The organism is Streptomyces sp. NPDC050732 (genome assembly GCF_040654255.1).
Classification (GTDB): domain Bacteria; phylum Actinomycetota; class Actinomycetes; order Streptomycetales; family Streptomycetaceae; genus Streptomyces.
The window spans coordinates 122,768-141,787 of sequence record NZ_JBFAHP010000021.1; the positions used below are offsets into that span (position 1 = coordinate 122,768).

Genomic DNA, 19,020 nt, shown 5'->3' on the forward strand with positions numbered 1-19,020 from the left:
TGCCCATAGTGCGGTCTGGGAGAGGCTTCGCGCAGTGAACCGAACGGGTGGTTGCGAGATTGGCCGAACGGGTGGGGCCGGGCGGGGGCGGGCGGGGTGTGGGCGAGCGGTGTCCGGCGCACCCTCCGCTGGCGAGACGTCTCGTCTCGTCTAGACGGTACGTCTCGGTTCGGCCGCTGCTACATTCGACGGCATGGCCCAGAAGACCGCCCCCGACTCCACGCGCCGCAGCGAACGCTCGCGCCGCGCGATCTACGACGCAGCCCTCGCCCTCGTCGGCGAGGTCGGCTATGCGAAGCTGACGATCGAGGCCATCGCGGCCCGCGCCGGCGTCGGCAAGCAGACGATCTACCGCTGGTGGGCGTCGAAGGGAGCCGTCCTGCTCGACGCCTTCCTCGACCTCGCCGAGCAGGCGTCCAAGGAGGCCAGTGAGAACGCGGGGAAGACGGAGACCGAGACCGAGATCCCGAACACCGGGGATCTGGAGGCCGACCTCAAGTACGTGATGCGCGCCACGGTCGACGAGTTCAACGACGCCAAGTACGACGCCCCCTACCGCGCGCTCGCCGCCGAGGGACTGCTCAACCCCGAGCTGGGCGCGGAGTTCGTCGAGAAGCTCCTGGAACCGCAGCTCCAGCTGTTCGTGAAGCGGGTGGAGCAGGCCCGCGAGGCGGGGCACGTCGTGCCCGACATCGACCCCCGCATCGCCCTCGAACTGTGGTCGAGCCCGCTCGCCCAGCGCTGGCTGATGCGCTCGGGCCCCCTCACCCACGCCTACGCCGACAAGCTCGTCGAGTACGCGCTGTACGGCATCACGCCCCGGCCGTACTCCGCTTCCTGACCGGCGTACGCGAGAGCAGGCCGGGAGCGTCCGTGATCACGCCGTTGCAGCCGAGGCGCAGCACCCGGTCGCGCTGCTGCGGAGTGGTCACCGTGTGCGCCCACACCCGGGGGACGCCCGAGTTCACCGCGCGCAGCAGATCGCTGTCGCGCGCCTTGTAGTCCACGTCCAGGACGTCCACGAACGACGCCCACTCCTTCGGGCGGTCCCGCCGCATCTGCGCCTTCGAGCGCCACAGCTGGGCCAGCAGGCCGAGGCGGTGGGCGCGCCGGGCGACCGCCGGGTCGTTGGTGTTCACGAAGACCGACCGGGTCAGACCGCGGGCGCGGATCAGCCGGGCGAGCGGCTCCAGGCTCTTCGGATCCTTGGCCTCCAGCATCAGCATGATCCGCCCGCCGAACCGGTCGAGGACCTCCGCGACCGTCGGCGGCCGCTCCGGGCGCCAGCGGCCCGGCACCGTCGCCGAGGGGCGCAGCCGCACGGCGAGCCAGCCCCACCGGTCGAGGCGGCGCACCGGCCCCGACGTGTACGTGGTGCGGTCCAGGGTGGCGTCGTGCATGACCACCGGCGTCCCGTCGCGCAGTATCCGCGTGTCGAAGTCGATGACCTGGGCGGTGCCGCGCTCATAGGCGGCCAGCAGGCCCGACATGCTGTTCTCCGGCACCTCCAGGGCGCCGCCGCGGTGCGCGGTGTAGACCACGCGGGGCAGCGCGTCCACGGTCAGCGGCCCGCCGCCCCACTCGATCGGGGCGAGGAAGCCGTTCGGTGCCGTGAGGGTCAGCGCCGTGAGGCCCGTCAGCACAGTCCTAATGACCATGGCGACCACGGTAGGCGGGTAAATCCAAACTTGCACCGGAAAGACGCGCTATGTCATCCCGGGGTGGGCATACCCCGGCCACCCCGGATGTGGCCTCCGGCCCCCCGGGGCGCAGGATGGTGGGACCATGGGTCATGCTTTCGGCACAACGGCGAGGTGAGGGGCTAGATGGGCGCGGAGTTCGGCAGCCGGTCCGGCGGACAGGGCAAATTCTCCCAGTGGCTCCGCCGGCGCCCCAAGGACACGGCCGCGGATGACCGGGCCCGCGAGGAGCTGCTCCTCGCCGCCGCGGCGGCCGGACTGCCGCTCGCCCCGGCCGCGTATCCGTCGGGGTACCGATGTTCCTGCGACCGCATCGGCTGTCCCACCCCCGCCAGGCACCCGGTCTCCTTCGCCTGGCAGACGCAGTCCACGACGGACCGCGGCCAGATCGAGCGGTGGGCCCGCCACCAGCCGCAGGCCAACTTCATCACCGCGACCGGCATGGTCCACGACGTCCTCGACGTGCCGCTGGACGCCGGGCTCGAAGCCCTTGAGCGGCTGCTCGCCGCCGGGATCGAGGTGGGCCCCGTCGCCGAGTCGGGCGGCAGCAACGGCCAGGGCCGGCTGCTCTTCTACACCGCGACCCGCGGCACCCCCGAGGACGAGGACGAGTGGTGGCCGTGCGAGCTCGACTGCCACCCCGAGACGATGGACGAGCACCCCGGCCTGCGCTGGCACTGCCGCGGTTCGTACGTCCTGGTGCCGCCCGCCCGGCTCCCCGACGACCGGGAGGTGCGCTGGATCCGCGGCCCCGAGCATCCGCTGCCGGACCCGCTGACGCTCCTGGCGACGCTCACCGACGAGTGCGCGCGCGTGGCGGGCGAGCCCCAGCAGGACGTCGCCGCCTGGCCGCTGCGGGGCTGAGCCGGGTGGCTCCGCCCGCGGGGGCTACTCGCCCTTCGCGCCCGTCAGACCCTGGAGGCGGCCGAGGAACGCCACCTTGTCGCCGCTCGGCTTCTCGGGGTCGACGACCACCTGGTTGGAGACCCGGTCGAGCAGCAGGGACTGCCGCACCTCGCCCTTGAGCAGCGCCTTCGCGTCCGCGTCGACCTTCGGGCTGAGGCCCTTGAACGCGGTCTGCTTCTCGTAGTGGCGGGTGGCGAAGAAGACGAGCGCGCCACCGTCCTCGGTGCGCAGCCCCAGCGGTGCGAACGTGCCGGCGTTCTCCGGCTCGTCGAGGTACTGCACGGCGAGGCCGGCCCGCTTGGTGTTCCGGTCGCGGTACGCCTTCCAGCGCGACGTGTGGTCGCTCGGCGCGAACGCGTCACCGCCCGACTTGAGGTACGACGTGTACTCCTTGCCGAGCTCCGACGGGGCCAGCGCGAGATCCTTCGCCCGGGGGCCCACCGGCTCGGCCCAGCCGTCGGCGTCCTTCTTCAGCTTCGGCATCTTCTCCGGCGACACCAGGTTCAGATAGGTCGCCCGCCACAGCTGGTCGGGGCCGCTCTTCGTGAAGACCCACAGCCACCGCAGGTCGGAGCGGCGGTTGGCCTTGGTGTCCGCCAGGAACCAGCGCGGCCAGCCGGCCTTCTTCGGTATCGCGTACGACACGTCCGTGAGCTCCAGCGGCACGTGCTTCGGGTTGCCCTCCGGATGCTGCACGCGCCGGGACTTCAGGCCACCTTGGTTGATGGCGCCCAGCGGGCCGGTGATGCGGGCGGCGTCAAGCGCCGGGTCGTAGGCCTTGTCCGCCTTGTTGTACGCGGTGAGGAACTCCCTGAGAGCGCGGTCCGCCTCGGACTTGGTGGCCGAGGGGACGATCTCCCGCTCCCCGTGCACGGTCACACAGCCGCTCGCGGTGAGCGCCAGGGCCGTCACCGCCGCCGACACCATGACGGGCCGGCCGAGACCGCGAACCCTGCGAACGTTGCTCATCGGAATGCCTCCACCTACCCCTTCCCGGGCCCGAACCTTATCGGGCCCGGAAAAGGGGTGTGCGGAAGGGGTGTGCGGGTGCGGGTCAGATCTCCTGGAGGAGCGTCGCGTCGACCCAGCCGCGCTTGCTGGTGCGCGGCAGGTCGCCGTAGTACCACTGGGTGCCGCGCTTCACCGTGTAGCAACGCACATAGACGTTGTCGAACCACTCCAGGCGCTTCCGCTTGCTGTAGCTCGTGCCGGGGCCCGAGTACGCGGTGGCGCCCACGTTGATGACCATCATGTTGTGGTTCTTGACGTTCTTGGTGCAGGCACTGCCGCCGACCGCGGAGGCGGTGGGGGCCGTCACGAGCGAGGCGCCGAGCGCCACGGCGGTGGCCGCGGTCAGCGTGGCAAGGCTCTTCCCGAATCGGGAGGTTCGCATGGGGGGATCCTCAGAGATGTCGATCAACTGGTGAACGACGATCATAGGCACGGGAGTTCGAGCCGGGTGACGGGGTGCGGGACACACGCGCGAGCAGGGCCAGCGCGGGGACCGCGTACAGCGGCCAGACCACGACCTGAAGGACCGTCGGATCGGGGCGGAAGCTCAGGACGCCTGCCAGGAGCGCGCCGTACCAGCTGTCCGGCGGGACGGCGCCACCGAGGTCGAACGCCGCGTTCCGCGAGCCGCCGAGGAGTTCGGCCTCCTGCAAGGCGTCCACGCCGTGCGCGAGGAAACCCGCCGCCACGACGATCAGCGCGACGCCGGACCAGATGCGGAACCGGTCCGGGCCGACACGGGCCGCGCCCAGGCGGAGCAGCCCGACGAGCAGGAGCGCGGTGAGCAGGCCCAGGACGACGACGAGCAGCGGCCCGTGCGAACCGTCCCTCGACGCCTGCGCCGACGCCCAGAAGAACAGGGCCGTGTCCAGCGCCTCCCGGCCCACCGCCAGGAACGCGGTCACCGCGAGCAGAGCCGGCACGTGCCGCGCCTCCGCGCGCCGCACCCGAAGGACCACCCACGTCAGCAGGCCCACGGCGGCGAGCGACAGCATGCCGCCGAGCGTCTCCCGCGCCCGGGGCGTCAGCTCCTGCGAGCCGAACGTCAGCGCCCAGCCGAAGCCGAGTGCGAGGGCCGCCGCGACGCCGATGCCGGCCCGGACGGGCGCCGGAGCGTTCCGCCGCCCGGACCTCGCGGCGGAGGTGAGGAGCAGGCAGGAGACCACGCCGGCCTCCAGGCCGTCGCGCAGCCCGATCAGATAGTTGTCGTACATCGGCCGACGCCTTCCCCCGGTGAACAGTCCGCCCCGCCCCACCGGAAGAGTAGCCGCGCCCCCTTTCCCCGTTACTGCACGCCGTCCCTGAGCGGCGCCACCACGGGGGCGCCCGTGCGCGGGTGCGGGAACACCTCGACGGGCTGCCGGTACACCTCGGAGAGCAGCGCCGCATCGAACACGTCGCCGGGGGCGCCCTCCGCCGCGACGGTCCCGCCGCGCAGCACCGCCACCCGGTCCGCGTACGCCGCCGCGAGACCCAGGTCGTGCAGCACCACCACGACCGCGTCACCGGCGGCCGCCCGCTCCCGGCAGATGCGCAGCACCAGCTCCTGGTGGCGCAGGTCGAGCGCGGCGGTCGGCTCGTCGAGCAGCAGCAGCGGGGCGCGCTGGGCGAGGACGCGGGCCAGCGCGACCCGGGCCCGCTCGCCGCCGCTGAGCGCGGAGAAGGGGCGCGCGGCGAAGCCGTCCACCTCGGTGGCCGCCATCGACTCGCGCACCACCCGGTCGTCGTCGTCCGCCGCCCGGGTCCCTGCCCAGGGCGCGCGGCCCATCCGTACGACCTCCGCCACCGGGAAGGGGAAGGAGAGCGCCGCGGACTGCGGCAGCACGGCTCGGCGCAGGGCGAGTTCGGGCGCGGACCAGTCGGGTACGGACCGGCCGCAGACGCGTACGACGCCCTCGTCGGCCGGGAGGTCGGCGGCCAGCGCGGCCAACAGGGTGGATTTGCCCGCGCCGTTGGGCCCTGCCAGGGCGAGCACCTCGCCCGCGCGGGCGGCGAGCGAGACCCCGCGCAGCACCTCGCACCCGCCGAGCCGCACCCGCAGCCCCGCGGCCTCGGCGAGGACGTCCCCGGGAGCGGCGGCCGCGGGCGGGACACGATCCCGTCCCGCGAACAGCCTCCTGCCCAACTGCCCGATCATGCCCAACCACCTTGCTTGCGACGGGTCCTGCGCAGCAGCCAGAAGAAGAACGGGCTGCCGAACAGCGCGGTGAGCACGCCCAGCGGCAGCTCGGCGGGCGCGGCCACCGTGCGCGCGGCCAGATCGGCGGCGACGAGGACCAGCGCTCCGCCGAGCGCGCTGCCGGGCACGAGGAAGCGGTGCCCGGGACCCGCGGCCATCCGCAGCAGGTGCGGCACGAGGAGGCCGACGAAGGTGATGATCCCGGCGACGGCCACGGCGGCCGCGGTCAGCAGGGCCACCACGAGGACGAGCACGAGCCGCAGCCGCTCCACGTCCACGCCCAGATGCCGGGCGGGCCGCTCGCCGAGCGCGAGCAGGTCCAGCTTCCGGGAGTGCAGCGGTGCGACGGCGAGCCCGATGAGCGCGCACGGCAGGACGGCGAGGACCTTCGGCCAGGTCGCCTGGGCGAGCGAGCCGAGTTGCCAGAAGGTGATCTGGCTGATCTGCGCGTTGTCCGCGAAGAAGATGCAGAGACCGATCAGGGCGCCCGCGAAGGCGTTCACGGCGATGCCGGTGAGGATCAGCGTGACGACCTCCGTGCGGCCGCCTTCGCGCGACATCGCGTACACGAGCAGGACGGTCGCGAGCCCGGCGACGAACGCGCAGACGGTGACGGTCCAGTTCCCGAAGAAGGTGAGGCCGAGCGCGATGGAGGCGACGGCGCCGACCGCGGCGCCCGACGAGATCCCGATGACGCCGGGCTCGGCGAGCGGATTGCCGAACACGCCCTGCATCAGCGCGCCCGCGCAGCCGAGCGAGGCGCCGACGAGGAGGGCGAGCACGATGCGCGGCAGCCGCACGTTCCACAGCACGCTCTCGCCGACCCGGTCGAGCGCGGCCCCGCCGAGCCCCGCGCGGTGCTGGACGGAGGAGACGACGTCGCCGAGGGGAATGTCGTACGCGCCGGTCCCGGCGGAGAGCAGACAGAGCAGGACGAGGGCGGCGGCGAGACCCGCGGTCAGCGGGAGGGCGGCGCCGCGGCGGGTCCGGGGCGCCTCCTCGGGCGGCGAGGGAGCGGCCACGTCCGTGGTTTCGGCGAGCGCGCTCACCCGGCGTCCCCGTACAACTGCTCCACCAGCGACTTCAGCACCCGGTCGGTGCGCGGCCCGTAGTTGAGGAGCACGCCGTCGTCGATGGAGACGATGCGCCGGTCCAGGCCCGCGGGGGTCTCGGCGACGCCCGGTACCTTGAGGAGCCCGTCCACGCCGTCGACCGACGCGAGCCCCTTGCTCATCACCAGGATCGCGTCGGGCGCGGCCTTCGCGAGAGCCTCGCTCGTGATCGCCGTGAAGTCCTTGCGCAGCCCGGACTCCTTGCCCGCGTCGACCGCGCCCGCCGCTTCCAGGAGCGAACTCGCGCCGGACTCGCGCCCGCCCAGCAGATAGACGGAGGCCGAGCCGCGCAGATAGAGGAAGGCGACCCGCGGCTTCTTCTTCCGGTGCTCCGCCGGGATGTCCTCACGGACCGCCGCGATCCGCTGCCGCGTACGCTCCGTCAGCTCGGCGCCCGCCTTCCGCACGCCCAGCGCCCCGGCCACCGCCTCGATGCGTGGGCCCACGTCGTCGAGGCTCTTCGCGGGGTCGAGGACGACGAGGGGGACGCCCGCGTCACGGATCTGGTCGATGGCCTCGGCGGGCCCGGTGGTGGTGTCCGCGAGGACGACGGTCGGTTCGAGCGAGAGCAGGCTCTCCGCCGAGACGTCGTGCGCGCGGGTCACCACGGGCAGCTTCCTCGCCTGCTCGAAGGTGGCGGTGATGTCGCGGGCGACGACCTTCTCGCCGAGCCCCAGGGCGAAGACGATCTCGTTGAGGCTGCCGGTGAGCGGCACGATCCGGTCGGCGTTCCGCACGGTCACCTTGTGGCCGTCGGCGGAGGTGACGGTGGTGGGGAGCACGGGTTCCGGTTTCGCCTTCAGGGGCTCGACCCGGTCGGGTGCGCGGGACGCACGGGGTGCGCCGGGTGCGTCGGTTGCGGCGTCGTCCGGCGTCGCGCATCCGGTGAGGCCGAGGGCGAGCACGGCGGCCCATGCGGCGGCGGTACGGAGTGAGCGCGGCGTAGGCACCGAAGTCCACCGTCCTGTCTAGGGGTTCCAGTCTGAAGCGATCGTAGTTTAGGTTAGCCTTACCTAAATTCGCCAGACCTGGAGGGGTCCCATGCCGTCGTCCGGACAGGCGCGCGCCACCGCTCGCGCCGGAGCCGTGGCCGTGCTCACCGCACTCGTCGGAGCGCTGCTCCCGGCGGCCACCGCGCACGCCGAAGAGCGCACGGTCCAGGGCGGGCGGCTCGACTGGGGCATCAAATCCTCCTTCCAGAGCTACGTCACAGGGCCCATCGCCCAGGGCGCTTCGACGCTCCTCGGCGGCGCCGCCACCGTCGGCGGCAGCCGGTTCCGATTCCACTCGGCGAAGGGCTCGTACGACCCCGACAGCGGGGTGTTCGGCGCGGGATTCTCGGGCGGAGTGCGCTTCACCGGGCACAAGAAGGGCGGCTCGTACGAGCTCGACCTCACGATCAGCCGCCCCACGGTGAAGGTCTCCGGCGGTTCCGGAACGCTCTACGCCGACATGGTCAGCAAGGCGAAGGGCACCGGCAAGGTCACCAGGACCGCGCAGGTGCCGCTCGCCTCGCTCGACGTCTCCGGCATCAACATGAAGGGCGGCACCGGACCGATCGCCCTCAACAACCTCCCCGCGAAGCTCACTTCACAGGGCGCCAAGGCATTCGCCGGGTACTACACGGCGGGCACCGCCCTCGACCCGGTGAGCCTGTCGACGGACCTCGTCGCCGAGAAGGCTCCGAAGAAGAGCGAGAAGGAGAGCGAGAAGAAGGCCGGAAAGAAGACCGGGGCGGGCCGCATCGAGGACGCCGCCGTCGACTGGGGCGTGCGCCGCACCTTCCGCGAGTACGTCACCGGGCCCATCGCCAAGGGCGAGTGGAAGCTGTCCGCCGGCGCCCAGGACGGAGGCGCGCTCTTCCGCTTCCCCCGGGGCAAGGGGACGTACGACGAGAAGAAGGGCACCCTCACCGCGGACTTCGCGGGGGCGGTCCGCTTCACCGGCGCGCACGGCCTCGACCTGACGCTCTCCGGGGTCGCCGTCGAGGTCGATGACGGCAAGGGCACGCTCACCGCGGACGTCGACGGCAAGGGCGACCGCGGCACCACCCTGAAGAACGCCCCGCTGATCACCTTCGCGGCAAAGGAGCTGCGGCCGAAGGACGGCCTGGTCTCCCTCACCGAGGTCCCGTCGAAGCTCACCGCCGAGGGCGCCAAGGCGTTCGGCGGCATGTACAAGGCGGGCGCCGCCATGGACCCGCTCTCGCTCGCCGTCGCCCTCGACGCCGACGCGGAACTCCCCGCGCTGCCGGACCTCGGCTCGTCCGCGAAGGCCTCATCGCCTGCGAAGTCCGAGGCACCCACATCCGAGAACGCCTCCAAGTCCTCCAAGTCCTCCGACTCCTCGTCGAACGCCGTCCCGATCGGTGCGGGCGCCGGCGTCGCGGTGCTGCTCGCCGCGGCGGTCGCCTTCGGAGTCGTACGCAAGAAGCGCGCGGCGACGGACACCGCTGACACCCCCGACGCCTGACCGCCTCACCGTCGCCCGCCCCTCCTCCCCCCTCTCAAGGAGAAGCCTGACCATGGCCGCCACCGCCACCCGTCGTCCCACCGTCCTCGCGGCAGCCGTCGCGACCGCCGTCGCCCTGGGCGCGAGCGCCCTCACGCTGCCGGCGGTCGCCGCCGACACCGGCACGGCCGCCCCGCCGAAGCTGGAGCTCAAGGACGGCACGCTCCAGTGGGGCCTGAAGGAGTCCTTCCGCAAGTACGTCACGGGCATGGCCCACGGCAAGATCGAGGCCAAGGACGGCGCCCAACAGGCCGCTGGCAACGGGGTGTTCACGTTCTCGGGCGGCAAGGGGACGTATGACACCGGGACGCACGCCACCGACACAGCCTTCAAGGGCAGCGTCCGCTTCACCTCCACCCTCCACCGCTTCGACATCGGCATCACCGACGTCAAGGTCCGCACCCAGGGCAGGACCGGCGCCATCCAGGCCGACGTGACCCTGAACGGCGCCGTCCAGAACGACATCGACCTCGCGTCCCTGGACCTGAGCACGGTCAGGCCGGGGCAGGGCGAGGGCGGCGCGATGGTCTTCAAGGACATCCCGGCGGCGCTGACCGCGGACGGCGCGAAGGCGTTCAACGGCATGTACGAGGCGGGCGAGAAGCTCGACCCGGCCACGCTCACGGTGACGGCGGGCGGCCCGGTGACCGAAGAGCCCACACAGAAGCCGACCCAGAAGCCCACGCAAAAGCCGACGCGCAAGCCCACGCAGAAGCCGACCAGCCCGTCCGGGCCCGACAAGGCCCCGAAGCCCACCACCTCGCAGAAGGCCACGGGTGATGTCGTCGACGGCCGCCTCTCCTGGGGGCTGAAGGAGAGCTTCCGGAAGTACATATCCACCGGTGGGAAGGCGACCGTCGCGGGCGGTGCCAAGAAGATCTCCAACGGCTACCGTTTCCCGTACGCCAAGGCGGACCTGGACTCCGCCGCCAAGAAGATCGACGCCTCCTTCGGCGGCAGCGTCCGCTTCACGTACAAGGCGCACGGCATCGACATGAAGTTCAGCGACCTCAAGGTGCGGGCGAACGGTGCCAAGGGCACCCTGCTCGCCGACGTCACCACGCCCCAGGGCACCAACAACGACGTGAAGTTCGCCGCGCTCGACCTCTCCGGCGTCTCGTACCGGGCGAAGAACGACGTCGTGCTGCTCGACAAGGTGCCCGCGACCCTGACGGCGGCGGGCGCGAAGCAGTTCGCCAACGACACGACCGGCTCCCCGTACCGGCCGGGCGAGAAGCTCGACCCGGTGACGGTCGCGCTGTCCTCCTCGGCGGGCGCCGTACTCCCGACCGGTGGCGCTACGGGAACGACGGCCCCCGACTCCGACTCCGGTCCCGTGGCCGGGTCCGGATCCGTGGGCGGCGGCGGTTCCGTCGGCGGCTCGGGTTCGCTGGCGGACACCGGCTCCTCCACCCCCTCCACCGCGCTGCTCGGCGTGGCGGGCGTGGCGCTCGCGGCGGGTGCGGGCGCGGTCGTCGTGGCCCGGCGGCGGGGGAGCGCCGAAGCGGTGTGATGCTTGAATGCGCGGATGACTGAACCCTTCGACGTCCTCCGCGTCTTCTGCGGGCCCGACGGTCGGCACGGCAACGAACTCGGTGTCGTGCGCGACGGGGCCCGCATGCCCGTCCTGGCGGACCGCCAGGCGTACGCCGGCAAACTCGGCTTCAGCGAGACGGTGTTCGTCGACGACCCCGAGCGTGGCGTCATCGACATCTACACGCCGACGCTGAGGCTGCCCTTCGCCGGCCACCCCTGCGTCGGCACGGCCTGGCTCCTCGACGTGCCGGAGCTGGTGACACCCGCGGGGGTGGTGGAGGCGCGCTACGACGGCGAGTTCAGCTGGATCGCGGCACGCGCGGACTGGGCGCCGCCGAGGACGCTGCGGCAGTACGGGACGGCGGCGGAGGTCGACGCGCTCGACGTGCCGCCGCCGGGGGAGTGGGTGTACGCCTGGGCCTGGCAGGACGAGGCGGCGGGGCGCGTACGGGCGAGGGGTTTCCCCGGGCGGGACGACGGCATCGACGAGGACGAGGCGACGGGCGCGGCGGCGCTCCTCCTCACCCACGAACTGAGCCGCGCCCTCAACATCACACAGGGCCGCGGCTCACAGATCCTGACGGCACCGGGGCCGGGGGGCTTGATCGAGGTCGGGGGACGCGTCCGGCTGTCCAGCCCCTCCGGCACTTGAGTATTTTCAGCCCCTCCGGCGCCCTGAGTATTTTCAGCCCCTCCGGCGTTTGAGGAGTGGGGGCCCGGGGGCAGAGCCCCCGCGGCGGTGCCCCGTCAGGCGCTGAGCGGAAACTCCTCCCCGAGCTCACGGAAGACCGCCGTATTCAAAGCGAAAGCGACCTTGCACTCGTCGACGATCCGCCGCTTCTCCAGGTCGTCCGTGACCACCTCGTCGATCCCGTCGAGCAGTTCGCGGTAGCCCCGCTTGAACGCGGCCGGGTTGGCGATCCCCTCGAAGACGTAGAACCGCACGCCGTCGCCCTTGCGGGCGAAGCCCCAGGTCTGCTCGGCCTTGCCGCGGATGATCTGGCCGCCGGAGAGGTCGCCGAGGTAGCGCGTGTAGTGGTGGGCGACATAGCCGCCGGGCCAGGTGCGCGCGCACTCCGCGACCCGGGCCGCGTACGCCTCCGTGGCGGGCAGCGGGGTGAGGCCGTCGCGCCAGTCCGCGCCCCGCAGGTGCGTGAGGTCGCGCTCCAGCTCGCTCACGCGGTTCAGCTCCGGCTGGATGAACGGTCCCGCGACGGGGTCCTCGCGCAGCGCCTGCGCGCCGTCCTCCAGGGCGCGGTACACGAACCACAGCTGCTCGGTGTAGCGCGTGTACGCGTCGACGCCGAGCCTGCCGCCGAGGAGGTCGCTCATGAAGGTCGAGGTCTCGGCCTCGGTGTGCTGCTCGTGCGACGCGGTGCGGATGACCGTCGAGAAGGGCGTGAGCGGCTTGAGCGGGGTGCCCATGTAGACCTCCAGGGAGCCGGGAAGGACGGGATGGCGGAAACCGGTGTCCCTTGCAGATCATGCAAGTTAGGCTTACCTAAGTCAACCGGTTCCCGACACCCTGTCGGTAAAAGACTTACCCGCTCCCGTCCCGCGGAACCTCCCGTTCAGGGCAGCGTGAGGATCTCCGCCCCGGTCTCCGTCACCACGAGCGTGTGCTCGAACTGAGCGGTCCGCTTCCGGTCCTTGGTGACGACGGTCCAGCCGTCCTCCCACATGTCGTACTCGTACGTACCGAGCGTCAGCATCGGCTCGATCGTGAACGTCATGCCGGGCTGGATGACGGTCGTGGCGTGCGGACTGTCGTAGTGCGGGACGATCAGGCCGGAGTGGAAGGACGTGTTGATGCCGTGGCCGGTGAAGTCGCGGACCACGCCGTAACCGAAGCGCTTGGCGTACGACTCGATGACCCGGCCGATGATGTTGATCTGGCGGCCGGGCCTGACGGCCTTGATGGCGCGGTTCAGCGACTCCCGGGTCCGCTCGACGAGCAGCCTGGACTCGTCGTCGACGTCGCCGACCAGGTACGTGGCGTTGTTGTCGCCGTGCACGCCGCCGATGTAGGCCGTCACGTCGAGGTTGATGATGTCGCCGTCGTTCAGGACGGTCGAGTCCGGGATGCCGTGGCAGATGACCTCGTTGACGGAGCTGCACAGCGACTTCGGGAAGCCGCGGTAGCCGAGCGTCGAGGGGTAGGCGCCGTGGTCGCACATGTACTCGTGCGCGACGCGGTCCAGCTCGTCGGTGGTCACGCCGGGCGCGATGTGCTTCGCGGCCTCTTCCATGGCGCGGGCGGCGATGCGGCCCGCGGTACGCATCAGCTCGATGGTCTCGGGGGTCTGCACCTCGGGCCCCGTGTACGGGGTCGGCGCGGGTTTCCCGACGTACTCGGGGCGCCTGATGTTGCCGGGTACGGAACGGATGGGAGAGAGCTCCCCTGGGACGAGCAGTGACTGGCCAGACATGCCAGCGAGTCTAGCCAGCCGTCGTGGGGCAGCATGGCCTCAGAGAACGTGACCCGAATCGGGGACGGAAGGAGCGGGGCATGGCGCTGTTCAAGAAGCGGACCGTCGGCAAGCCGGGCGAGTGGTTCTACTGCCTGGAGCACGGGAAGGTCGAGGAGGGGCCCGACTGCCCCGGCAAGGACCGCATGGGGCCCTACGCCTCGCGCCAGGACGCGGAGCACGCGATGCGGACCGCTCAGGAGCGGAACCTTGAGTGGGAGAACGACCCGCGGTGGCACGATTCCGCTGCGCGGGGCGAGGACGAGTGACCCCGCGGTCGGCCCGGCGCGGGGCGGGTAGGGGGTGCGCCCTGCGCCTGCGGGCGCCGCGTCGCCGCTTCGCGGCGTTTTCCCCACCCGCCCGCCCTTCTATCCCGTCGTCTCCGGCTGTTTGATTCCGCCGCTGCGGCGGCGTTCCGCGTCCGGATCCGTCGTCGCGTCGTACGAGACGAGCCTCGGCAGTACCGCCGCCAGGATGCCGACCGAGGCCACGCAGGCCAGGCCGCCCGACCAGATGGCGGGCCGGGTGCCCGTCCAGCCCGCCGCCGCGCCCGCGCGGACCTGGCCGAGCTGCGGGCCCACGCTGTACGAGAGGACCTCGATCCCGGCGAGCCTGCCCCGCAGCTCGTCCGGGATCGTCTGGTTCCAGATGGTGGAGCGGCCGAGGCCGCTCGCCATGTCGCCCGCGCCGGCGAACGCGAGGCAGGCGAGCACCACCCAGATGTTGCCGAACCACCCCGCCGCCGTGACCGCGAGGCCCCAGCCCGCCGCCCCGAAGATCACGAGCAGCCCGTGCCGCCGCACCCGCGACGTCCACCCGCTGGTGAGGCTGAACATGAGCGAGCCGACCGCCCCGGCCGCGTACATCAGGCCGAGCGCCCACTCCGCGTCCAGGTCGTCCGCGAGGAACGGGAAGATCGTGTTCGGGAAGGCGAAGAACATCGCCGCCATGTCGATCGCGTACGTACCGAGCAGCACCGGCCGCGACCACGCGTACCGCGCCCCCTCCGCCAGGCCCTTCAGCGACGGCTTCGCCGCGTCGTGCGCGGCGGGCGCGGGGGAGAGGCGGGTGCAGAGGAGGACCGAGACCGCGAAGCAGCCGATCGTGATCGCGTACGCGGACGCGTGCCCGGCGTACGCCACGACGAGGCCGGCGAGCGAGGGGCCCGCGATGGCCCCCACGTTCCAGCGCAGGGAGTTCAGCGCGGCGGCCGCCGTCAGCTGGTGGTGCGGCACGATCCGCGCCATGAGCGAGTCGAGCGCGGGGCGCTGCAGGCCGGCGAGGGCGGAGACGCCCGCCGCCACCACGTACAGCGGCCACAGCATCGGATCGGGCAGCAGCGCGTTCACCAGCAGGATCGCGGCCAGCAGGCCCAGCGCCGCCTCGGTGAGGAGGATCACCTTGCGCCGGTCCACCGCGTCGGCGAGCGCGCCGCCGTAGAGCCCGAAGACGATCAGCGGCACCAGCTCGACCGCGCCCATCGCCCCTACCGCGACCGGCGAGTCCGTCAGCTCCTTGATCTGCAGCGGCAGGGCCACCATCGCCATGAAACTGCCGAAGTACGTGACGAGCCCCTGGATCCACAGCAGCCGGAAGTCACGGGTGGATCGCCAGGGCGAGAGGTCGGGCAGTATCGCGGAGAGAGGCACGAAAAGCCATGTTCAGCGCAGGCCGGTGCCGCGGGCAACCGAATAACGTCACGAGTGACCGCCCGGTGTCACCACGTCACCAGCGCGTCGGCGGTGGCGACGTCAGCTGGTCGGCGAGGCGGGACAGCCGGTCGCGCAGCCGCCTGCGGCCCCGCGCCTCCGGCAGCGCGTTCTCCCCGGCCGCCGCACTCACCAGGTGCTGGACCGTGTCGAGGTCGAGGTCGGTCGTCCCGGGCACCGTCAGCGCCTCGTGCGACAGGGCACCCAGATCCCGGTCGCCGGAGTCGAGCGCGAGCACCGTCGCCCCCGCGCGCCGCGCGTCGTGCACCCGCGTGAGCAGCTCCGGGTCCGGTGCGTCCGGCGCCACGACGAGCAGCGTCTCGCCGCGCCGCGCCGCCTCGATCCGGCCGAGCCCGGTCGACAGATGCGCCGGATCGGTGGCGCGCACCCGGTGCCGTACGAGCGTCGGGGTGAGCTCCGGCGTGCCCGACCAGGCCGCCTCGTCGACCAGGTGCGCGGCCAGGTGCCACGGCTCGTACGCCGCCGTGCCCACGAGCAGGAGGCCGCCGCCGTGCGGCACGACGGAGGAGCGCAGCGTCCCCGCGAAGCGGCGGGTGGCGCCGAGCCACTCGGTCCCGGCGAGCACTTCGCGCAGCAGCGCGACCCGTACGGCGTCCATGGCGACGCATCCTGCCCCAACATGCCAGTCGTCACCGGGAGTTCACCGGGAATTCCCCCGGGCTGGGGAGGCGCGGGGAATGACTTATGAGACGTCTGTTCCCTTCCGCGCGGGCCGCGAGGGATACGCGAGCTTCCGCATCCCGGCCGTCGTCACCACGGCCTCCGGCACCGTCCTCGCCTTCTGCGAGGGCCGCGTCGGCTCCTCGGAGGACTTCGGCAACATCGACATCGTCCTCAAGCGCTCCGCCGACGGCGGCCGCACCTGGGGCCCGCTCCAGATCGTCGGCAAGAACGGCGCCGACCTCGCGGGCAACCCCGCGCCCGTCGTCCTCGACACCGGGCGCGTCCTCCTCGTCCACGTCCGCAACGCCGCCGCGGCCACCGAGGACGCCATCCGCCGCGGCAAGGTCTCCGCGGCCGACGGACGCCGCGTCTGGGTGCAGCACAGCGACGACGACGGCCTCACCTGGACGGCGCCGCGCGAGATCACCGGCCAGGTGAAGCGGACGAACTGGCGGTGGTACGCGACCACGCCCGGGCACGCCGTGCAGCTCACCACGGGCCGCGTCGTCGTCCCCGCCAACCACTCCCTGCCGCCCACCGGCACCGACAACGGCACCGAGGGCAAGTACAACGGCGGGCACTGCCTGCTGAGCGACGACGGCGGCGCCACCTGGCGGATCGGCTACGTCGACGACAACGTCAACGGCTACATCAACGTCAACGAGACCACCGCCGCCGAACTCCCCGACGGGCGCCTGTACCTCAACACCCGCAACGACTCCCCGGCACCCGGCAACCGCGCCGACGCCCACTCGCGCGACGGCGGCCGGAGCCTCGTCAAGCCGTTCCGCCCGCAGGCCTCGCTCACCGGACCCGTCGTCGAATGCAGCGTCCTGCAACTGCGCGACCCCGACGTGCTGCTGTTCTCCGGCCCCGCCGACCCCGCCTTCCGCGCGCTGATGACCGTGCGCCGGTCCACCGACGGCGGCACCACCTGGCGGACCGCCCACACGGTCGACGGGCTGCCGGCCGCGTACTCCGATCTCGTACGGATCGACGAGGAGACCGTCGGGCTCCTCTACGAGACGGGGGACTTCAGCGCCTACGAGACCATCTCGTTCCGCCGGATACCGGTGGCGGAACTCGCCGGGTAGCCGATGACCGGTGATCACCGGGTGCGGAACCGGTGCGTAAGGTCGCCCCATGACCTCTACAGACAGTGCGCAGAACGCTCCCGCGAAGGCCCCCGCCAAGGACCCGTGGGAGCTGCCCGACGTGTCCGGGCTCGTCATCGGTGTCCTCGGCGGCACCGGTGACCAGGGGCGCGGCCTCGCCTACCGGCTCGCCCGCGCCGGGCAGAAGGTGATCATCGGCTCCCGCGCGGCGGAGCGGGCGCAGGCCGCCGCCGACGAGCTGGGCCTCGGCGTCGAGGGCGCCGACAACGCGGAGTGCGCGCGGCGCAGCGACATCGTGATCGTCGCCGTGCCGTGGGAGGGACACGCAAAGACCCTGGAATCCCTGCGCGAGGAGCTGAGCGGCAAGCTCGTCGTCGACTGCGTGAACCCGCTCGGCTTCGACAAGAAGGGCGCGTACGCCCTCAAGCCCGAGGAGGGCAGCGCGGCCGAGCAGGCCGCCGCGCTGCTCCCCGACTCGCGCGTCACCGCCGCCTTCCACCATCTGTCCGCCGTCCTCCTCCAGGACGCGGACGTCGAGGAGATCGACACCGACGTGATGGTGCTGGGCGAGCGCCGCGCCGACACCGACGCGGTCCAGGCGCTCGCCGCCCGCATCCCCGGCATGCGCGGCGTCTTCGCCGGACGGCTGCGCAACGCCCACCAGGTGGAGTCCCTGGTCGCCAACCTGATCTCCGTCAACCGGCGCTACAAGGCGCACGCGGGGCTGCGCGTCACGGACGTGTAGGGACCCGTGCGGGGCGGGGGCGGGCATGGGGGACACTGGTTGCGTACGCGCATGCGTACGCCGTCAGCTTCACCGGACAGGAGTCGTCCCCCATGCCCCGCCTCGCCGTGTACGCCCTCGTCGTCTGCGCCCTCGCCGTCGCCGCGGCCGTGATCTCCTTCGTGCAGGGCAGCTGGCTCGGTGTCGTGTGGGTGCTGCTCGCGGGGCTCTCGTCGAACATGGCGTGGTTCTACCTGCGGCGGGCCAAGCTGGAGCGGGACGCGGCGGCTGCCGCGACGTCCGCGTCCCCCACTACGCACTGACTCCCGCTGCCGGGGGAACCTCCTCCGAGGTCTGCCAGAAGCGGTACAGGTCCTGGCCCCAGTAGGTGTCCCACTCGCTGACGCCGAGGGCGCGGAGGATCGCGTCGACGGCGTCGAAGAACGCGTGGTTGATCTCCGGGATCCACAGCACGGCGAAGACCGCGATGAGGCCGAACGGCGCGAACGGCTCCACCTGGCGGCGGATCCGGTGCGAGAGCCAGGGCTCGATCACGCCGTAGCCGTCCAGGCCCGGGATGGGCAGGGAGTTCAGGATCGCGGCGGTCACCTGGAGCAGGGCGAGGAACGCGAGCGCGTAGCGGAACGTGTCGGGCACGCCGTCCAGGGCGTCCAGCCAGAACGGCGCGGTGCACACGACGGCGAACGCCACGTTCGTCAGCGGTCCTGCCGCCGAGATGAGGCTGTGCTTCCAGCGGCCCCGGATCCTGCCCCGCTCGATGAAGACGGCGCCGCCGGGCAGGCCGATGCCGCCCATGATCACGAAAAGCACCGGCAGCACGATGCTGAGCAGGGCGTGCGTGTACTTGAGCGGGTTGAGGGTGAGGTAACCCTTCGCGCCGATGGAGATGTCGCCGCTGTGCAGGGCGGTGCGCGCGTGCGCGTACTCGTGCAGGCAGAGCGAGACGATCCAGGCGGCCGTCACGAAGAGGAAGACGGCGAGCCCGGCGTTGTCCGCGAAGCCGGTCCAGGCGGCCCAGCCGGAGACTGCCGTGACGGCGGCGATCCCCAGGAAGACGGGGCTGATCCGCCGGTCGCTGCGGCGGATGGGGGCGGTGGTCATGGGGCGGTGCTCCTGGAGTCCGACGGCCTGGGGTGCCGACGCTATCGGGTCCGTGCGGTGACAACGGCCGGTGCGGGGGGTCGGTTCCTGCCGCGCCTTTGCTTCGGTTGTGGGGCGGGGCCGCGGGGGTATGTGCGTACTCGCCATCCCTGCGCCGCGTCACACGGACAAAGACGCCGATGTGTGCTCGGTGCTCCGTTCGCACATACCCCCACGTCCCCTCCGGCGCGTTTGCGGCTGCGG

At 72.2% G+C, this 19,020-nt stretch carries 21 protein-coding genes; 9 read left to right on the forward strand and 12 right to left on the reverse strand.

The features are described from left to right. Nucleotides 1-193 precede the first annotated feature (193 nt). Nucleotides 194-841 (forward strand): TetR/AcrR family transcriptional regulator, encoded by a 648-nt coding sequence (locus tag AB0H82_RS20710; protein ID WP_362994680.1) that lies wholly within the window; start codon nucleotides 194-196, stop codon nucleotides 839-841. Here AB0H82_RS20710 and AB0H82_RS20715 read toward each other — a convergent pair. Further along, nucleotides 813-1,658, reverse strand: coding sequence for a glycerophosphodiester phosphodiesterase (locus AB0H82_RS20715; protein ID WP_362994682.1), 846 nt, complete (start codon nucleotides 1,656-1,658; stop codon nucleotides 813-815). The genes AB0H82_RS20710 and AB0H82_RS20715 overlap by 29 nt on opposite strands. Before the next feature lie 168 nt (nucleotides 1,659-1,826). Here AB0H82_RS20715 and AB0H82_RS20720 point away from each other — a divergent pair, with 168 nt between their 5' ends. Then, nucleotides 1,827-2,564: a bifunctional DNA primase/polymerase gene (locus AB0H82_RS20720; RefSeq protein ID WP_362994684.1), complete on the forward strand. Its 738-nt coding sequence runs from the start codon at nucleotides 1,827-1,829 to the stop codon at nucleotides 2,562-2,564. A 24-nt stretch (nucleotides 2,565-2,588) separates the two neighbouring features. Here the strand turns inward: AB0H82_RS20720 and AB0H82_RS20725 are convergent, their stop codons facing one another. The 6 genes from AB0H82_RS20725 to AB0H82_RS20750 all read right to left on the reverse strand — a co-directional run bounded on the left by AB0H82_RS20725 (nucleotide 2,589) and on the right by AB0H82_RS20750 (nucleotide 7,858). After that, nucleotides 2,589-3,575 carry a hypothetical protein gene (locus AB0H82_RS20725; protein ID WP_362994685.1) on the reverse strand — a complete coding sequence of 329 codons (987 nt, stop codon included), beginning with the start codon at nucleotides 3,573-3,575 and terminating at the stop codon, nucleotides 2,589-2,591. An 85-nt stretch (nucleotides 3,576-3,660) separates the two neighbouring features. Continuing rightward, nucleotides 3,661-3,999, reverse strand: a complete 339-nt coding sequence (locus AB0H82_RS20730; protein WP_362994687.1) for a hypothetical protein — start codon at nucleotides 3,997-3,999, stop codon at nucleotides 3,661-3,663. 10 nt (nucleotides 4,000-4,009) lie between these two features. Further along, entirely contained in the window at nucleotides 4,010-4,831 is an 822-nt protein-coding gene (locus AB0H82_RS20735) for an FTR1 family protein (RefSeq protein ID WP_362994689.1), read from the reverse strand. A 71-nt stretch (nucleotides 4,832-4,902) separates the two neighbouring features. Then, complete coding sequence (locus tag AB0H82_RS20740) at nucleotides 4,903-5,754, reverse strand: heme ABC transporter ATP-binding protein (protein WP_362994691.1); 852 nt, start codon at nucleotides 5,752-5,754, stop codon at nucleotides 4,903-4,905. Next, complete coding sequence (locus tag AB0H82_RS20745; protein ID WP_362994735.1) at nucleotides 5,751-6,818, reverse strand: iron ABC transporter permease; 1,068 nt, start codon at nucleotides 6,816-6,818, stop codon at nucleotides 5,751-5,753. The genes AB0H82_RS20740 and AB0H82_RS20745 overlap by 4 nt, the downstream gene beginning before the upstream one ends. Before the next feature lie 23 nt (nucleotides 6,819-6,841). Beyond that, nucleotides 6,842-7,858, reverse strand: coding sequence for an ABC transporter substrate-binding protein (locus AB0H82_RS20750; RefSeq protein ID WP_362994693.1), 1,017 nt, complete (start codon nucleotides 7,856-7,858; stop codon nucleotides 6,842-6,844). Between the two features lie 91 nt (nucleotides 7,859-7,949). On the opposite strand from AB0H82_RS20750, the gene AB0H82_RS20755 reads away from it, so the two are divergent. From AB0H82_RS20755 to AB0H82_RS20765, 3 genes are read left to right on the forward strand one after another with little or no spacing between them, the layout of a single operon-like run. Next, nucleotides 7,950-9,380, forward strand: a complete 1,431-nt coding sequence (locus AB0H82_RS20755; RefSeq protein ID WP_362994695.1) for an HtaA domain-containing protein — start codon at nucleotides 7,950-7,952, stop codon at nucleotides 9,378-9,380. Nucleotides 9,381-9,432: 52 nt separating this feature from the next. Beyond that, nucleotides 9,433-10,932 carry an HtaA domain-containing protein gene (locus tag AB0H82_RS20760; protein ID WP_362994697.1) on the forward strand — a complete coding sequence of 500 codons (1,500 nt, stop codon included), beginning with the start codon at nucleotides 9,433-9,435 and terminating at the stop codon, nucleotides 10,930-10,932. Nucleotides 10,933-10,947: 15 nt separating this feature from the next. Beyond that, complete coding sequence (locus tag AB0H82_RS20765; protein ID WP_362994699.1) at nucleotides 10,948-11,607, forward strand: PhzF family phenazine biosynthesis protein; 660 nt, start codon at nucleotides 10,948-10,950, stop codon at nucleotides 11,605-11,607. Nucleotides 11,608-11,702: 95 nt separating this feature from the next. Here AB0H82_RS20765 and AB0H82_RS20770 read toward each other — a convergent pair whose 3' ends face one another. Both AB0H82_RS20770 and map read right to left on the reverse strand, forming a co-directional pair. After that, a complete protein-coding gene (locus AB0H82_RS20770; protein ID WP_362994701.1) occupies nucleotides 11,703-12,380 on the reverse strand; it encodes a biliverdin-producing heme oxygenase in 678 nt (225 codons plus the stop codon). A 146-nt stretch (nucleotides 12,381-12,526) separates the two neighbouring features. Further along, the gene (gene map, locus AB0H82_RS20775; protein WP_362994703.1) at nucleotides 12,527-13,384 is read right to left on the reverse strand and encodes a type I methionyl aminopeptidase; all 858 of its coding nucleotides are present in this window, start codon (nucleotides 13,382-13,384) and stop codon (nucleotides 12,527-12,529) included. An 80-nt stretch (nucleotides 13,385-13,464) separates the two neighbouring features. Here map and AB0H82_RS20780 point away from each other — a divergent pair, with 80 nt between their 5' ends. Then, nucleotides 13,465-13,692: a hypothetical protein gene (locus AB0H82_RS20780; RefSeq protein WP_362994705.1), complete on the forward strand. Its 228-nt coding sequence runs from the start codon at nucleotides 13,465-13,467 to the stop codon at nucleotides 13,690-13,692. A 99-nt stretch (nucleotides 13,693-13,791) separates the two neighbouring features. Here AB0H82_RS20780 and AB0H82_RS20785 read toward each other — a convergent pair whose 3' ends face one another. Together AB0H82_RS20785 and AB0H82_RS20790 are read right to left on the reverse strand one after the other, a co-directional pair. Then, entirely contained in the window at nucleotides 13,792-15,072 is a 1,281-nt protein-coding gene (locus AB0H82_RS20785; protein WP_362994706.1) for an MFS transporter, read from the reverse strand. A gap of 76 nt (nucleotides 15,073-15,148) precedes the next feature. After that, nucleotides 15,149-15,751, reverse strand: coding sequence for a hypothetical protein (locus AB0H82_RS20790; RefSeq protein WP_362994708.1), 603 nt, complete (start codon nucleotides 15,749-15,751; stop codon nucleotides 15,149-15,151). Nucleotides 15,752-15,830: 79 nt separating this feature from the next. On the opposite strand from AB0H82_RS20790, the gene AB0H82_RS20795 reads away from it, so the two are divergent. The 3 genes from AB0H82_RS20795 to AB0H82_RS20805 all read left to right on the forward strand — a co-directional run bounded on the left by AB0H82_RS20795 (nucleotide 15,831) and on the right by AB0H82_RS20805 (nucleotide 17,978). Next, complete coding sequence (locus AB0H82_RS20795) at nucleotides 15,831-16,910, forward strand: sialidase family protein (RefSeq protein WP_362994710.1); 1,080 nt, start codon at nucleotides 15,831-15,833, stop codon at nucleotides 16,908-16,910. 49 nt (nucleotides 16,911-16,959) lie between these two features. Continuing rightward, on the forward strand, nucleotides 16,960-17,676 hold the full coding sequence (npdG, locus tag AB0H82_RS20800) for an NADPH-dependent F420 reductase (RefSeq protein WP_362994711.1): 717 nt from the start codon (nucleotides 16,960-16,962) through the stop codon (nucleotides 17,674-17,676). A 92-nt stretch (nucleotides 17,677-17,768) separates the two neighbouring features. Next, nucleotides 17,769-17,978 carry a hypothetical protein gene (locus tag AB0H82_RS20805; protein WP_362994713.1) on the forward strand — a complete coding sequence of 70 codons (210 nt, stop codon included), beginning with the start codon at nucleotides 17,769-17,771 and terminating at the stop codon, nucleotides 17,976-17,978. Here AB0H82_RS20805 and AB0H82_RS20810 read toward each other — a convergent pair. Then, complete coding sequence (locus tag AB0H82_RS20810; protein ID WP_362994715.1) at nucleotides 17,968-18,777, reverse strand: site-2 protease family protein; 810 nt, start codon at nucleotides 18,775-18,777, stop codon at nucleotides 17,968-17,970. The genes AB0H82_RS20805 and AB0H82_RS20810 overlap by 11 nt on opposite strands. Nucleotides 18,778-19,020 lie beyond the last annotated feature (243 nt).